Genomic DNA, 14,756 nt, shown 5'->3' with positions numbered 1-14,756 from the left:
TGCGCCTGCCGGAAGGCCGGGCAGTGAGGCTGCGCGAACTCGCTGGTGGCGACCGCTGGTGACCGGCGTGGAAGCGCCGGTCACTCGGCCACGAGGCCCGCGTCGTTGAGCCGCTTGATGAGGCTGCGCTTGCCTTGGTGCCGTTCGTGGAGGTGGGTGAGGCGCTGGGTGAAGGCGCCGGCGTGGTCGTCGCGGAGGGCCAGGGCGTGCAGGTCGCGCAGGAGCTCGACGGCTTGGTCGTATTCGCGGGGCTTCTTCGTGGCGATGAAGGCTTCCACCCGGTCCCACGCTGCATCGACGTCCTGGGCGAGCTGGTTCAGGCGGAGCTCTCTGGCCTGCCGTTGCTGCTGTTCACGCTGGGCTTGCTGCTCGGCGCGCCGGGCCGCCTTCTGCTGCTCGCGGGCGTGACGACGGGTGGCGGCGGCGTCCAGCAGCTCGGCGACCGTCCGCCCTGTCTCCACCGTTCGGCTGGTGGTCTCGCCGCCGAACTCGCGCAGCAGCTCCCACCGAACTTTCGCGCCGTCTTCCTCGATCACCCGCAGTAGCAGCGCGTCCTTACGCTCGGCGGGCAGAGCGCTGATCCAGGTGGTCAGTGCTTTTTGATCGCGCTGTACGGGTTGCGCCGGCGGGCTGGCTTCGGCGGCGGCCGCGAGGAGATCATCGTCCAGGCGCAGGAAATCGGCCAGGGCCCGTTGCGGTGCGCTGAGCGAACCCAGCCCGGGCGGGATGGGCGGCTCGAGTTCGTCCTCCTCCTCGTAGTCGAAGGCGTCCTCGTCACGCTCCCAGGCTCCGTACGCCGACAGCCAGGCCAGATACAGCGGCCGCAGGTCACCGGCGGCCAGTTCGGCGCGGATGCCGACGATCGCCGACAGCGAGCGTTCGACGTCGTCTTCCCAGTACTCCTCCTCCGCCTCACTGGTGAAGTCGAGGATGAGGTGTGCGCCGCTGGTCCAGGCGCTGACCTGCTCGTTGACGCAGTAGCGTTCGGCCTGCTCGGGGTCGAGCGCGACCTTCGGCAGGCGCAGCATGATGCGGTGGGTGCCCCAGTTGGCCAGGTACAGGTGCGCGTCGTAGTAGCGCTCCATCATGCGGGACGGGTCACCGTGGAAGTCGCCCCAGTGGTACTCGTTGGTAAAGCTGGTGGCGGTGATGCGGGCACGGGTGGACAGGGTGCGGACCTCAGCCTGCTGCTGGTCGGTGAGCGGCCGGTCGACGGCCAGGAACTCGTAGTACTGGTATTCGCTCATGCCCTCACCTGATCCAGTGTTCGGACGCGGAGATCCACTCGGCTCCGTCGGATGACGGGCCGGGCAGCGGCAGGCCGAGGATGGCCGATTGCCAGCTGGATTGTCAGGGGGCGAGTCACAGGAACACACGATACTTCTGCGGGGATACTCGGCGACGTCCCATAAGCTGAAGAAATCGTCGCGCGGGGAAACCCGTCTGACGGTTGTCCCCTCCAGTCCTTCTTCCGGTAGTAGAGGATGTGCCGCCCGTCCCCGCTGATCAGAAACGGCGCGGGCTCCCCCTCGTTGACCACGTTTTCGGGGGCTACGACGAGCGCCTCCGGTACCTTCACCACCTTTCCACTGGTCAGCACCACTTCCCAGGTCCGCGTCCGCTGCGCGTAGGCGATGGTGGCCGGTGCTTGCGCGCTCGCGGGCTGCGCGGTCGCCGTTGAGCCGGTGATGGTCAGGGCCACAAGGGACGTACGAAATGTCATGCTTCCTGGGATGCCACCGGCCGAGGGAAGGTTGCGCACACGGACGCTACTCGTGGAGCCGGGTCAGGGTGGTCGCTGAGTCGCGGATCATCAGTTCGGGTTCGGGGTCGGTGATGACGCCGCCCGCGTTCGGCCGGCCCGCGATCAGGTCGTGGAGCGCCTCGACGCCGGCCCGGCCGAATTGGTACATGGGCATCCGGACGGCGGTGACAGCCGGGCGGAGGTGCTGTATCAGGTCGACGGCGCGTTCGACGTCAGATCTCGCTGACGTTGAACGCGCCACAGGCCATGCTCCGCGCGGTCGTCCGTTCAGGCGTCCCAGGGGTGGGTCTCCAGGTCGCCCAGCCGGTCGATGGCGACACGGTCTTCGCGGGCGAGGATCGTCACCAGGTCGTCGGCCTCGTCAGGGGTGACGTGCCGGCCGCGGGAATGGCGGGCCTCTTGATCAGGGGCCTCCAGCCACAGCCGGCGCCCGTCCTCCCAGCGCATCTGGATGACGCCGCCCGACCGCCCGACGAAGACGGCGAAGTTGCCCGCCCTGGGGATGAGATCGAGCAGGAGGCTCCTGGCCTGCGCCAGGGACATCGGCACCGGCTCGTCCTCGTAACGGCCCAGCCGGTAGTCGCAGTAGGAGACGGTCAGGTGGTACGGGCCGGTGGAGGACGGCGACGGGCCGCCCGGCCAGGTGGCGAGCCGGCCGAACCGCCGGCGCCGCCAGGTCAGGGGCACCTCGATCCGTATGCCGGGATCGCCGTTCCAACGCACCTCCAGGCCATGACGGCGGATCGTCTCGGCCACCTCCCTGCCGATGTCGGCCTGGTCAACGGGGACGAGGGCGTCGTTGAACCTCCCGTAGGCCAGGCTGAGGCGGCCGCCGTCCACGACGTCTCGCATGTCCTGCCGGTGGCAGAAGACATAGCCGCGGTAGGCGTGCCGCTCGTCGTCCGGCACCTCCCCGCCGATCTCGGCGATCCCGCAGCTCTGACAGCACGCGAAGTCGGCCCTGGCGACGATGCCCGCGAGCTCGAGATCCCTGAACGCGCGCAGCAGCCGATCACTGTCCAGCGCCTCCGGCCAGGCCGGCTGGCCGGACAGGTAGGTCGAGAACTCCTCGACGGCCAGCTCCCGCAGCAGCGACCCGGCCTCAGGACCGCCTCCCAGGAAGTCCGTCCCCTGTTCGACGATGCTGTCGAAGTCGTCCGCACCCAGAGCGACGAGAAGCCGTACGAACTCCCGCGCATCAGACCTTTGCCTCGCGTTGAACATGCCTCCGTAGTATGCCGTCTCCACCAGAACGGCATGGGCAGATCACGGCCCTGTGCAGGCTCATCCGGGGGTGGCGGGCGTCAGGGGATCAGCGGGCGGGCAGCGTCCATTAGCCGCCTTTGCAGGCGGGCGGACCAAAGGCGAAACGACGTCCACTGGCCGTGTCGGCTACGATCACGTCGTCAGCGCCCAGGTGGAGGCAAGCTCCTGACACGACCCCGATCCGCGCCGACTGTCCAGGGAGAACCCGTTTCCCATAATCGGCGTCGCCGAGCCATTTCACCGACACGGTCTCATCAGTGGTCGTAGCATGCCATGCCATGCGCAGACGATTAACGACCGCGGCCGTCCTCGCTCTGGCCATCCCCGCCGCGCTCGTCCCTTCCCCCGCCCTGGCGACCCCGAAGACCTACCTGATCAAGAACGACGACCGCTGCCTCACCTACGCGGCGGACCACACTGCGGCCAAACTGGGCTTCCGTGCCCAGGCGAACTACTGCCCGTCCACGGAGTTCGACGGTTATCTGTGGAAGCGCACGGCCCGCTCCCAGCTCGCCGTCACCTACCGCGGGCGCACGTACTGCCTGGGCGCGCCCAAGGGCACCGCGGTGCAGGTGGGGCGGTGCAGCGGTGACAAGCGCCAGCAGTTCACCTTCCCCGTGGTCAAGGAGGGCGTGTGGGACACGGTCATCCAGATCAAATGGAAGCACCTGCGCAACCTGTGCCTGCACCATAATGTGCGGCGTCCGTGGGAGATCTCCGCGGTGACGTGCGGCCGGTCCGGCAGTGACCAGCATTGGGTCATGGTGCGCCGATGACAGCCCGCCTGGTTCGGCGGGGTGACGCTCAGCCGCCGGACGCCGGCTCTGTGCCTGCCGTTCGCTCCCATGTAAGCCGTGCACGGGTGCGTGCGATGAGCCGAACGAACGCGATTACTTTGTCGGCATGCGGACGCGGCGAGGCCCACAGATTCATGTCGATGTGCCAGGTTCTGATCATTTAGCGGGGATCGCCGTCGGCCAGCGGGTGCGGTGCGGACGCGACGTTCCCCTGTCCCGGGCTCACAAGCGCACGCTACAAGCCCGCGGAAAGCAGCGGAAGCGACGGCCGTGGCGAATTCGGCGAGGGGGCGGTGGCGTGGGTGCGGAAGGCCGGGGCGCGCGCCGATCACGCGTGACCGGCGCCGTTTCGGCCGGGTTCTTCAACGGGCGGAGAACCGCTCGAGCAGACCTTCCATCGTGGTTTTGCGGTTCTCGCCGTGCAGAGGATCGTAGGGGGTGTAGTTCATCATGCGCACCACTACGTCATCCGCGCCGAGATCGATGATGTTGACGCAGGCGAACGCCTGTTCCAGATTGCCGAACAGCACCCGCTGTTCGCCATTGGTCAGAGCCCAGGACAGCACGGCTCTGTTGACCACTCCGTGCAGAACGACGAGCGCCGCGTCCCATCCGTCGTCCGATCGCAGCCGTTCCAGCGCACGAGAGACACGTTCGAGCAGATGTCCGACGGTCTCCCCGCCGAAAAGTGTGGAGTCGTCGGTCTCGATGCCTTTCAGAAACCCCGAGAAAGTGGCGTCCACGGCGGCGGAGGACAGGTCGGCGGGTGAGCCGCTCTCGATCTCACGCAGGTCGCCCCATACTTCGAAGTCCGTCTCGGAGCCTTCTGCGATGATACGAGCCGTCTGAACGGCACGAGTGGCTCCGCTGGTGATCACGCGATCGAATCTGACATTCGCCAATGCGTGCGCAACGGCTTGAGCTTGTGCCTGTCCCTTTGCCGTCAGAGGAGTGTGCTCGTCGTGCACCTTTTCTGGGTCCGAGAAATACTCGGTCTCCGCATGGCGTACCAAAAACAGCCGGCGCCGGTCCATCGCTGATGGCTCCTTTGGGATTGTCATCGCCACAACCGCTTCGATAACACTACAACCTAGGTGTGGTGACAGGGCGGCGCGGGCGCTAGATTTGACAGGTCAGGGCGGTTCAAGCGCGCAAGGAGCGCCTCCCATGTCGTTGGCCGAGCAGATCGGCTCCTGGATCGGAGGTGGGATCGCCGGTGTCCTGGTGACGTGGGGATATGACGTCGCTCGATCTTCCTGGAGGGGGAGCCGGGGCCCGTTGCGAGGCAAGTGGTTCCAGGTGGTCCCACCGTACGAAGATCAGCCGGCGAAGATCGACGAAGTGCTGTGCCGCCACAGCGGCAAGACCGTCACGGCCACCATCCGGCGGCGCTCTCCCGCCGATGAGTCGCATAGATCCTGGCGGTTCGAAGGGCAGATACAGGGCAATCTTCTTTACGGAATATTTTTCAGCCGAGATTCATCGGATCTCAGCTACGGGACCATTCAAATGCACAAGCAGGACGAATTCGGTCGGGTCTGGAGCGGGACATACTGCCGTTTGAGGCTGCGTGCCGGTGCCGCGTACTGGAAAGAAGAACTGCCGCATATTCCGCTGACCTGGGACCGGAACGACCCCGACCCATCCGACATGGCGCGAACCTGAGCGTCCGTCGGTGGCGGCCGCTCTTCGGCCGGCGGTGGCGTGCGGCGGGCCGTACGGTGACCCTGCTCGATGCGCCGCCGCACCAGCACATCGACCGCGGCGGCCGGGGGAAGCGCGGTCAGCGTGCCGCTCACCAGGCCCAGCGCCCGCAGCTCGGCCAGCACAGGGCGCACGCCGGGCATGACCAGCTCGACCCCGGCCGCCTTCAGGTCCGCGTGCGGATGGCGCAGCAGGTAGCGGTAGAGGCGCTCCTGCTCAGCGGTGAGCCCCGGGCTCTTCAAGCTCATCATCACTGCGGGTCTCGCACGCGCGCCCTCTCACGACGACGAGGGTCCGCCCCGCGCCCATACGCCAAGGGCGCCGCGCGTAGAGGCCGGCGCCCCGTGGGGTGTCCAACGCGTCAGGGGCGGTTGTTCTTGCCGTCCAGCCATAGCGGGTCGGACTCGTCCCGATGGCTGCCCGAGCTGCCGACGAAGGTCTGCCGTCCATCCCGACCAACATCCTCTCCACCCGTCTCAAACAGCTGGAAGAGGCGGGCCTGGCCACCCGCCGCGCGCTGCCGCACCCCGAGCGCGCCGTGGTCTACGAGCTCACCGACTACGGACGCGACCTCGAGCCCGCGCTGATCGCGCTGGGCCGCTGGGGCGCGCAGACCCTGGCCGAGCCCCGCCCCGGCGAGGTCGTCACCGCCGAGTCCATCGCCATGTCCTTCCGCACCACCTACCGGCCGGAAGCGGCCCGCGACGTCATCGCCGGCTACGAGGTCCGCATGGGCGACTTCACGCTCCGCCTGCAGATCACCGACGGACAGCTCGCGGTCGGCATCGGCCCGCACCCGGCCCCCGACCTCATCATTGAACGGCAGGCCGGACAGCCCATCCGCGAGCTGATGAGCGGCGCCAAGACGCCCGATGAGGTGCTCCGGGACGGCGGCGTGCGCGTCGAAGGCGATCCCGCGCTCCTCGGCCGATTCGCCGAGATGTTCCGCTTCTGAACGACGGGCCATCTCCAGCAGCGCGTTGAACCCGCGCGTGAGCGCCGGGATCGGCCGGTCCGGCTAGCGACCGGGCCGGTTCAAGTCGGACAGGAGGGCAGGGATGAGGCGTTCCTCCATCACCGTACGGCCGCGGAGCTCCATGAGAGGCGCGAGCTCCACGTCCCATGGGCTCGGTGCGGACGCTCCCGTCAGCGGGGTGGACTCGCTCTCGGCCAGCCCCGCGGCGTAGTCGGCCGCAGACATGCGCCACGGAGCCGCCCGGTGGCGGGAGATCGCGCGTTCCACGATCCGCAGGCCGGTCCAGTCGAAGTCGGCCCGCCACCGCAGCCCGTCTCCTGCCGCTTCCACGAGGCGGTGACAGGCCGCCGAGGGAATCCCTTCGGTGCAGACCAGTGGCGCGGACCGGGCGCCGAGTTCGGTGGCCGCCGCGCGGAGCACGGCAGGGTTCTCGCAGACGAAGATGGGGTCGTCGTGGAGGGCGATCGGGAAATGAGTGAGCTGGTGCAACGTCAACCGGTAGGGAATGCCCTGCCTGGCCGCCTCCACCAGCCAGTCGGCGACGGGGCCCTGGCCACGTACGGGCAGATTGAGCACCAGGACCTGGCTCGCCAGATCGTCCACGATCACCCCGGCCGACTCCCACAGCGTCCGCTGCCCCACCCGGTCGCCCGGGACGGCGGCCAGGCCGGAGCGGAGCGCCAGCGCCCGCAGCACCAAGGACGCCAGCGGCGAGCCGGGAGACAGGGCCTTGGTGTCGCCGGTGGCCCGCTCGGCGAGCACGGGAAGGGGCGTGGACTGGGCGGGCAGGTGGTCCAGAACGTGGGCGGCCGCGGTGAGCAACCGCCCTTCGCCGCGTCTGATGAGCCTGGTCACCGTGCCGTCGGCGGCCATGGCCTCCAGCCAGGCGGAGTGCCAGTGCTCGCTGGCATGCCTGCCGCGGGAGGCGGTGGCGAGAAGGCGATCGCGTTCCTCGTCGAGCGTCCGGCGCTCCGCGGCCCTGTCGCGTAGCGGACCGCCCAGCTCGGTCAGCACCTCGCGCAGACCGTGGGCGTACCGGTTGGTGAGGAAGAGGTCCAGGTCGGACAGAGGCACGGTGAGCCGCTTGACGTCCTCCGGCCGGTAGCGGCCGGTCAGTCCGATGATCACCCGGCGCTCCGCCTCGGAGGGCGCGGCGACGCTGACCGAGCCGGACAGAGCGCCGTCGCGCTCGAGCTTGCGCCTGGCGGCGGCCAGCAGGCGGGCCCAGCCCTCCGAGCGCAGCTCATCCAGAAAGCTCAAGCGTGATGACCTCCTCCTGATTCGCGATCACCTTGCGTGTGCCCGGCGAGCCGAGAGTGGCGGTCAGATCGCCGGTGTCGTCTGCCAGGAGTTGCCCGCCGTCCCACACGAGCAGCAGCGGGCTGACGGTGTGGTCGACAGGGGAGTGCGCCAGGTCGTAGTGCGCGGCGGCGGGCACGGAAGCGTGGGTGGCCCACAGGTCGTAGCCGGTCATGAACAGGTCGAGGTCGAACTGCGCCGCCAGCGACATGAGCTCGCCGCGCCCGGTGTCGTCCACTCCGGCGAACGCCTCGTCCAGCGCCAGCAGCCGGGGCGCGTCCGGCCGGGCCGAGTTGAGCATGGCGTGGGCGGCGGCGAACAGCGGCAGGTGCAGGGAGACCGACTGCTCGCCGCCCGACAGGCGGCTGTGCCTGGCCCTGGTCAGCCGCTCCTCCGCGCCGCCGGGACGTACGAGCTGGAAGGCGAACTGCCGCCACTTGCGGTAGTCGAGCACGTCGGCCAGCAGCTCGCGGTAGGGCCTGTCGCGGTGACGAGCCCGCGCGTTCTTGATCTGAGTGGCGAAGTGGCCGCGCATCCTCGTCAGGTCGTCGGGACGCAGCCGGGCGGCGTCGCCGTCGAGCAGGCCGCAGATCGCGCGCTGCTCGTCGTCGAGGGCGTCGGCGAGCAGCCAGCCCACTCCGACGGTGGTGCCCGAGGACATCCGGCGCGAGCGCATCTCGGTGTTCATCCTGCGGATCAGGTCGCGGGCGTCAACCGTGCGGTCGTGGAGCTGCTGGGCCAGCCTGGTCAGCAGGGCGTCCTCCAAGATGCGCTGCTCGGAGTCGCTGAGCAACTGCTGCTGATCGTTCCTGCTGGTGGCGATCTTCGTGGCGAAGGCGCCGATCGGCAGCAGTCCCTCCTCATCGGTGACCCGGACCACGATGACGCCGTCGGCGCTGTCCCACTCGGGGCGGTAGCTCTGGTCCGCGGCGGTCAGTTGCGCCTGCAGCTCCTCCAGGGCCTTGGTCAGCCGGGTGGTGGACTGCTTGAGCGAGACCTCGGTCGGGGTCAGGTCACGGGTGGCGGCGAGGACGGCCTCGTGCACCTCACGAACCCCTGCGGGCAACTCCTCGGCCTGCCAGTCGGCCTCCTGAGCGGGCCAGGCCAGGCCAGGCGGGCATTTGAGCACGTCGAGCAGCTCGCGGCGAGCGAAGGGAGCCAGGTCGCGTGCGGTCTCGCGCTCCTCACGCCGCGCCACCGCCAGCGTCTCGGCCGACGTCTCCACCCGGGTACGCGCGCTCACCTCGGCGGTCAGCGCGTCGCGTTCCGCGGATCTGGCCGCCTGCGTCTCCCGCTCGGCGCCGGCGATGTCCCGCTCGGTCCGCTCGACCTCCGCCAGCACCTGCCGCGCCTCCGCGCCGACCGTCTGCCGCAACGCCTCCAGCTTGGCGGCCTCCTCGGTGTGCCGCCGGCGCGCGGCCTGCTCGGTCTCAGCCGCGTTCGCCTCGTCCTCGGCGGCCTCCGTCAGCCGGTCCGCCGCGGCCTGCACGGTCGAAAGCTGCCGGGCCGCCTCCCGCCGTCGCCCGGTGAGCGCCGCAGCGGCGCGCTCGAACCGTTGTACGGCACCCGCCACCTCATCGACGGCGTCCGGGGCCAGGGCGCGTTCCGCGCCGGTGCGCCGCAGCGTCCGCTCGGCGGCGCCATGCTCGGCGACAGCCTGGTCGAAGCCTCGCTGAGCCTCGTCGGCGCTCTCTCTGGCACCGCGCAGCCGTCCGGCCGCCTGCTCACGGGCGCGCAGGGCCGTCACGATGGGACCGGTCTTGGGCAGCGCGGACCTGGCCTCCGCCATGGATTCCAGCTTCGCCTCCGCCGCCGCGTCCTGCCGGGCGAGGTCCGCAAGAGTGTCGTCGAGTGCGGCCAGCCGGGCGTCGCACTCGGCCAGCCGGGCGGCGCGGCGCCGGGCCCTGGCGGTGGCGCCGATGTACTCGGCGTGCGTCTTGTGGTGCGAGCCCACCTGGACGCCCTGGAAGAACCGGCCGTCCGGGGTGATCACAGGATGGCGCGGCGGGTCCTCGACGATGGGCCGCGCCGAGAACACCCCGTACTGCTCGCCGTCGTAGACGTCGTCGTCATCGTCTTGCAGTTCGACGGCGGCGAGGATGCCCGCGACCCGGGCGGCGGAGACCGGGATGTCCTCCTCGGGTTCCAAGACCCTGAGCAGGTTCGGTTCGCCGGCCCGAGCGCCCTCGAACAGATAGGCGTCGGAGTCGCCGACCCTGATCGGCTCTGGCTCGGGCGTGACCCAGGCGTCCAGCAGGCCCGCGGCCTCCAGCGCCGCTTCGATTCCGGCCGCCTCCCGTTCGTCGACGTGGGCCCTGAAGCGGACCAGCCGCCACAGCGGCGCTCCCGCGCGCCCCTCGCGCGGCGTCGTGCGTGCCGGGTGGAGCGCCGGTGCGTCATCATGCTCGGCGGCGATGCGCTGCCGCTCATCCCGCACGTTCTGGCGGTCGCGCTCGGTTCGCCGCCGGGTTTCGCGCAGCCGGGCCCGCTCGTCGCGCAGGTCCTGCACGGCACGTGCCGTCAGCTCGCCGAAGACCGCGTCCAGGGTGGGCGCGTCGGGCTCGCCCACCTGGTCCAGGGCCTCGGCCAGGGCGGTGGCGTCGGCCGCCGCGACGTCGTGGCGGCCGGCCCACGCCGCGAGCGCCTCGCGCGCCGCGCCCCTGGTCCGTTCGACCTCGGCTTCGGCGTCCGCCTCGGCCTCCTCGGCCTGCGCCAGGGCCGACTGCGCCCGGTCGAGCGCAGCTCGGGCCAGGTCGCGGGCCTGCTCGGCCTTGCCCAGGACGGTCAGCGCGGACCGGACCGCGCGTACGTCGTCGGCGCGGGCCGCGACCCGGGCGCCGGCGCGATCGGCGAAGCCGTCCTCCCCGGCGTCTTCGGAACTCCACGGGATGCCGGCGGCGCGGGCCTCGTCGGCGAGTTCACCCGCGGTCCTGGAGACGGCCGACTCCAGCTCGGCCAGATTGCGCCGCGCGTCTTCCAGCCCGGCCACGGCCCTGTTCCTGGCCGCGGTGCGCCGCTCCAGCTCGGCCTGGGCGCCGGAGGCGGCGTCGGCGCAGGTGCGCACCAGGCGTTCGAGGTCGGCGAGTTGCTGCAGAGCCTCGTAGGCGGAGCTCGACTTGAGCTGGTCCAGCCGGGCGCGCAACCCGGCCAGGACGTCCTCGGCGGTGGCGGTGCGGGCTTCCGCCAGCGACCGCTCCTGCTCAGCGACGGCCAGTTTCTCCTGCGCCACCCGGCGGGACTCGACGGCCCCGGCCACCTCTTCGCGCCGGCGGGTCAGCGCGTCGGCGGCCCAGCGGGCGTGGGTCCGCAGGTAGGTGCTGTAGCTCGACAGGAACGCGGCCGTGGCCTCGTCGGCGGCCACCAGCCCCTCCAGGGTGCGCTGCACCGACTCCATGTCGTCGAAGGAACGCGCCGCTTCGGCGATCAGCTCGTCGTCGATCGGGCGCAGGCCGTCGGTCAGCGTGTCGGACAGCTTGGCCGGATCGAGGTTCTTGGCGAGCTGCGGCCTGCGCAAGGTGAGGATCAGAGTGATGAGCTGCTCGTAGCGCTCTCTGCCCAGCCCGAACAGGCGCCGGTCGATGGCCGCCCGGTAGTCGGAGGCCGAGCCGATCAGCGCCTGCTCGCCCAGTTCGGCCGCGAGCTGCTTGCGGGTCATCGGCCTGTCGTCGGGCGTGAGGAGGGAGAAGTCCTCGCCCACGCGGCCGTCATGGACGAAATGCCAGCGTACGGGGGTGTCGCGGTGCCGCTGGGCGTGCAGGCCGATGCCGGCCGTGACCGACGTGCCGGTGCCGGGATCGCGGAACTCCATCCACACGTAGCCGAGCGCGGAGTCCTGCCCGCGGAAGAGCAGGTTGGACTTCATCGTCCGGTCTTCTGAGGCGAACGGGTTGAGCCGCTTGGGATCGATCCGCCCGTCGAGCACGAACGGGAACAGCACCTCAAGCGCCTTGGTCTTGCCCGACCCGTTGGGGCCGCGCAGGATGAGCCAGCCGCCCGCGAAGACGAACTCCTCGTCCCGGTAGTCCCACAGATTGATGATCCCAGCACGAGTCGGGACGAACCTGGTCACTTCACATCCTCGAAGAGAGCGGATTGTTCGGGGCGCTGCTTCACCTCGGCGGTGACGCCGCGCTGCTTCACTTCGGCGGTGACGCCGCGATAGCGGGCCAGCAGGGGCAGCGCCAGCACGCCGCCCTCGACGACCGCCACCAGCCGCAGCTTGGCCAGGAGCGCGACGGCCTTATCGAGCAGCCGGTCGGGGTCGGCCCGCCAGACGGCGCCGAAGGCGGCTCCGTAGTGGCCGACGAGCTCACGCATGACGCGCCGCAGCCAGGTTTCGGGCAGGAAGGGATGGACGGCCTCGTCCGCCGTGGCCGTCTCGGGCTTGTCCGGCACGGCCAGCTCGGCCAGCACGTTGGCCCGGGGCAGCGCCGCGTCGATCCGCGCCGCCGCCTCCGCCAGGCGTTCTGCGGCGCTGGGCGCGGGCAGCAGCGCGGGAGGGTTGCGCCGGTTGCCGGGCCCGCAGTACGCGGCGATGCGCGCGGCCAGGAGCAGCGCCGCCTGCGCGATCGTGCCGCCGCCCGGGAAACGCACGTCCGACAACCGTCCAGAGGTGTCGATGATGGCGACGCCCTCCGCGCGGCGCTCCACGCTCAGCCCGGTCAGCCGCTCCAGGTCCTCGATCAGGCTGGGTGAGCGGAGCTGGCCGTGCAGCGACTCGTCGGCCTCCGCGTAGTAGACGACCGGCTGCTCCAGAACCAGCCGGCGCGCCTTCCTGGCCGCCGCCCTGCGCGTCGTGGCCTGCCCGCGCATCAGGTTCTGATCGGTGTCGAGCAACGCGGTGACCGAGCCGACGTGCTGCAGGACCCTGCTGGGACGGTAGATGGCGCCGATGATCTCCCTGTCGATGTCGTAGAGCGCCTCGGCCCTGTCGGGGTCGTTGACCCAGGCGGACGCCGAGCCGTCGGCCAGAGCGAGCGCGCCCCGCCGCTCCAGCCAGGCCACCGCGTCCACGAACGCGTCGCGGTCGGGCTTGCGCTCGGTGTCCATGCCGAGGCCGTCGATCCTGGCGGCGTCGGCCGCGACCGCGTCGGCCAGCTCGCTCAGCGCGATCTGCGTGCCCGAGCGGCCGAGTGCGGCCAGCGTCAGCATCAGGTAGGCGTAGCGTCTGCGGTTGAAAGGCCGGTCGGTCCTGGTCAGGGCAGGCGTGGTGGCGTCGAGCCGGTCATGCGCCCGCAGCAGCCTGGCGGTGTCGGCGGTGGTGAGGAGTCGGTATCCCAGCACCTCGGACAGATCCGCGCGCAACTGCGCCGCCCACCGTCTGATGAGCGGGAGCGCGTTCCTGTCAGGGTAGGTGGGCGTGATCAGCGGGTGGCGCAGCAGCAGCCGCACGGCCCGTTGATAGTCGGCCAGCTCCAGCGGTGACACGTCGGCGGCGACTCTCACAGCGCGGACACCTCCAAGCGCAGACCGTCGAGATGGAGGCGGCCGCGTACGGTCGCGACCGTCGTCGAGCCGGCACACGGGCGCAAGGTGAGCCGGACTCCGTGCGCCGCCCCGCTGGCGGTGACGCTCCTGCTCGCCGGAACCCGGGCCGACAGCGCCAGGTCGAGCAGGCTCAGCAACGCCTGGGTCTCCGGCTCGTCGAGCACCCGGTCGTAGACGCCGTCACCGGCCAGCGCGGCGACGGAGGAGCGGCGCTCCGCCTGCGCCTTGAGCTGCTCCGCCCGCAGCCGCTGGCGCTGCGCCTCGTTGCGCTCGATCCGGCCCACCCCGTGCAGACCCGGCGTGCGGCCCGACTGCACGAGCGTGCGCGCAACCCGCACCGGCTCGGCGTCCCACCACGACAGCCTGCTGGGGATCAGCTCAGGCTCGTCATAGGGGACCGCCACATGGCGGGGGGAGCCCAGATCAAAGGTGACCTGGAACAGCGCGTGCGCGTCGTCGTCACTGGGGCAGGCGACGAACCACTGGGCCAGATGGCGCAACTGGCTCTCCCGGCTCACCCCGCCCCGTCGGGCCTCGGTCACCCGGCGCAGCAGCGCCAGAACCCCGGCGATGGCGGTCACGGTCGCCCCCTGCAACCGCTCCGCCTCGCTCGCGGCCCCGTCGGCGAACCAGTGAACCAGGCCGGACCAGCGCTGCCGCCAGTCTTCCTCCCGCTCGGCCGGGCTGCGGAAGAGCCGCTCGTCCGCGCCCGCCGCGAGAGCGATCAGCCGCTCCGCGCCGGTGCCGGCCACCTCTTCGACGGCGGCGGCCAGGAGCGGCTGGTAACGGGCCAGCTCGGCGGTGAACTCGCGCATGTGGGTCAGCAGCGCGTCCTTGTGCGCCAGGAACGCCTCAGGACTGGTGTCATTGGTGCGGGCCAGGTCGCCGAGCATGAGGTAGAAGCGGGCGGCCCGCATCGCCATGTCGGACAGGACGGCGTCGAGCCGGCTCAGCTTGCGGTAGACCTCCTCGCCGTCGCCGGCGCGGCCCGCCTCGGCCAGGGCCTTGAGGTCGGCCAGGATGTCGGGGAAGACGAGCCGGGACAGCTGCGCGTCCTCCAGCCCCGCGCCCAGCACCTCTTCCACCGCCCGGTAAGCGCGGTATCCCGCCTGGGTGAACTGGTAGACGTAGTGACGGTTGCGGTATTCGGCCAGGTTGGCCGCGCGGGTGCCGTCATAGCTGCGGTCGAGCAGCCGCCAGTCGGCCAGCGAGTCGAGCAGCGGCTGCACGTCGTCGACCGGGGGGCAGGACGGATGCTCCTCGCGCAACGCCCGCAGCAGCTCGCGGGCCTGCGAGGCGTGCAGCAGCACCTGATAGTTGGCGCGGCCACGGTCGAAGGCGCGCAGCAGCCACAGGTATTCGTGCCGTTTCTCGGCCGCGGCGAAGTGGAACAGCCGCATGCGATCGTCGAGTGTGAATGCGTCGATCCCGAACGCCACACTCTCGGAGCTCTCGTCCATCT

Annotated in this window: 11 protein-coding genes; 2 read left to right on the top strand and 9 right to left on the bottom strand. The window is 70.6% G+C overall.

The features are described 5' to 3' along the window. Positions 1 to 80 precede the first annotated feature (80 nt). The 3 genes from ABZW11_RS30075 to ABZW11_RS30065 all read right to left on the bottom strand — a co-directional run bounded on the left by ABZW11_RS30075 (position 81) and on the right by ABZW11_RS30065 (position 2,989). The gene (locus ABZW11_RS30075; RefSeq protein ID WP_355424168.1) at positions 81 to 1,247 is read right to left on the bottom strand and encodes a hypothetical protein; all 1,167 of its coding nucleotides are present in this window, start codon (positions 1,245 to 1,247) and stop codon (positions 81 to 83) included. 522 nt (positions 1,248 to 1,769) lie between these two features. Then, positions 1,770 to 2,006 carry a substrate-binding domain-containing protein gene (locus ABZW11_RS30070; RefSeq protein WP_355424165.1) on the bottom strand — a complete coding sequence of 79 codons (237 nt, stop codon included), beginning with the start codon at positions 2,004 to 2,006 and terminating at the stop codon, positions 1,770 to 1,772. Positions 2,007 to 2,032: 26 nt separating this feature from the next. Next, complete coding sequence (locus ABZW11_RS30065) at positions 2,033 to 2,989, bottom strand: hypothetical protein (protein ID WP_355424163.1); 957 nt, start codon at positions 2,987 to 2,989, stop codon at positions 2,033 to 2,035. A 320-nt stretch (positions 2,990 to 3,309) separates the two neighbouring features. Between ABZW11_RS30065 and ABZW11_RS30060 the strand changes: the two genes are divergently transcribed. Continuing rightward, positions 3,310 to 3,807, top strand: a complete 498-nt coding sequence (locus tag ABZW11_RS30060; protein ID WP_355424161.1) for a hypothetical protein — start codon at positions 3,310 to 3,312, stop codon at positions 3,805 to 3,807. 383 nt (positions 3,808 to 4,190) lie between these two features. Here ABZW11_RS30060 and ABZW11_RS30055 read toward each other — a convergent pair whose 3' ends face one another. Both ABZW11_RS30055 and ABZW11_RS30050 read right to left on the bottom strand, forming a co-directional pair. After that, positions 4,191 to 4,862 (bottom strand): histidine phosphatase family protein, encoded by a 672-nt coding sequence (locus tag ABZW11_RS30055; protein ID WP_355424158.1) that lies wholly within the window; start codon positions 4,860 to 4,862, stop codon positions 4,191 to 4,193. A gap of 471 nt (positions 4,863 to 5,333) precedes the next feature. Further along, on the bottom strand, positions 5,334 to 5,783 hold the full coding sequence (locus ABZW11_RS30050; protein WP_355424155.1) for a hypothetical protein: 450 nt from the start codon (positions 5,781 to 5,783) through the stop codon (positions 5,334 to 5,336). Between the two features lie 161 nt (positions 5,784 to 5,944). On the opposite strand from ABZW11_RS30050, the gene ABZW11_RS30045 reads away from it, so the two are divergent. Continuing rightward, positions 5,945 to 6,487 (top strand): winged helix-turn-helix transcriptional regulator, encoded by a 543-nt coding sequence (locus ABZW11_RS30045; RefSeq protein ID WP_355424152.1) that lies wholly within the window; start codon positions 5,945 to 5,947, stop codon positions 6,485 to 6,487. Positions 6,488 to 6,550: 63 nt separating this feature from the next. Here ABZW11_RS30045 and ABZW11_RS30040 read toward each other — a convergent pair whose 3' ends face one another. The 4 genes from ABZW11_RS30040 to ABZW11_RS30025 are packed head-to-tail and all read right to left on the bottom strand — an operon-like array spanning position 6,551 to position 14,754. Beyond that, complete coding sequence (locus tag ABZW11_RS30040) at positions 6,551 to 7,768, bottom strand: TIGR02679 family protein (RefSeq protein WP_355424149.1); 1,218 nt, start codon at positions 7,766 to 7,768, stop codon at positions 6,551 to 6,553. Continuing rightward, on the bottom strand, positions 7,752 to 11,876 hold the full coding sequence (locus ABZW11_RS30035; protein ID WP_355424146.1) for a TIGR02680 family protein: 4,125 nt from the start codon (positions 11,874 to 11,876) through the stop codon (positions 7,752 to 7,754). Before ABZW11_RS30035 ends, ABZW11_RS30040 begins: the two co-directional genes overlap by 17 nt. Then, positions 11,873 to 13,252, bottom strand: a complete 1,380-nt coding sequence (locus tag ABZW11_RS30030) for a TIGR02678 family protein (protein WP_355424144.1) — start codon at positions 13,250 to 13,252, stop codon at positions 11,873 to 11,875. Before ABZW11_RS30030 ends, ABZW11_RS30035 begins: the two co-directional genes overlap by 4 nt. Beyond that, positions 13,249 to 14,754, bottom strand: coding sequence for a TIGR02677 family protein (locus ABZW11_RS30025; RefSeq protein WP_355424141.1), 1,506 nt, complete (start codon positions 14,752 to 14,754; stop codon positions 13,249 to 13,251). Before ABZW11_RS30025 ends, ABZW11_RS30030 begins: the two co-directional genes overlap by 4 nt. Positions 14,755 to 14,756: the final 2 nt, after the last annotated feature.

This window comes from Nonomuraea sp. NPDC004580 (assembly GCF_040609855.1).
Lineage (GTDB): Bacteria > Actinomycetota > Actinomycetes > Streptosporangiales > Streptosporangiaceae > Nonomuraea > Nonomuraea salmonea.
This window is presented reverse-complemented; position numbering and strand designations above follow the sequence as displayed.

What these genes read in the sequence shown, in the direction of transcription:
- ABZW11_RS30075 (WP_355424168.1), bottom strand. Translation starts at nt 1,247, where the DNA reads ATGAGCGAATACCAGTACTACGAGTTCCTGGCCGTCGACCGGCCGCTC.
- ABZW11_RS30065 (WP_355424163.1), bottom strand. Translation starts at nt 2,989, where the DNA reads ATGTTCAACGCGAGGCAAAGGTCTGATGCGCGGGAGTTCGTACGGCTT.
- ABZW11_RS30060 (WP_355424161.1), top strand. Translation starts at nt 3,310, where the DNA reads ATGCGCAGACGATTAACGACCGCGGCCGTCCTCGCTCTGGCCATCCCC.
- ABZW11_RS30055 (WP_355424158.1), bottom strand. Translation starts at nt 4,862, where the DNA reads ATGGACCGGCGCCGGCTGTTTTTGGTACGCCATGCGGAGACCGAGTAT.
- ABZW11_RS30050 (WP_355424155.1), bottom strand. Translation starts at nt 5,783, where the DNA reads ATGATGAGCTTGAAGAGCCCGGGGCTCACCGCTGAGCAGGAGCGCCTC.
- ABZW11_RS30045 (WP_355424152.1), top strand. Translation starts at nt 5,945, where the DNA reads ATGGCTGCCCGAGCTGCCGACGAAGGTCTGCCGTCCATCCCGACCAAC.
- ABZW11_RS30025 (WP_355424141.1), bottom strand. Translation starts at nt 14,754, where the DNA reads ATGGACGAGAGCTCCGAGAGTGTGGCGTTCGGGATCGACGCATTCACA.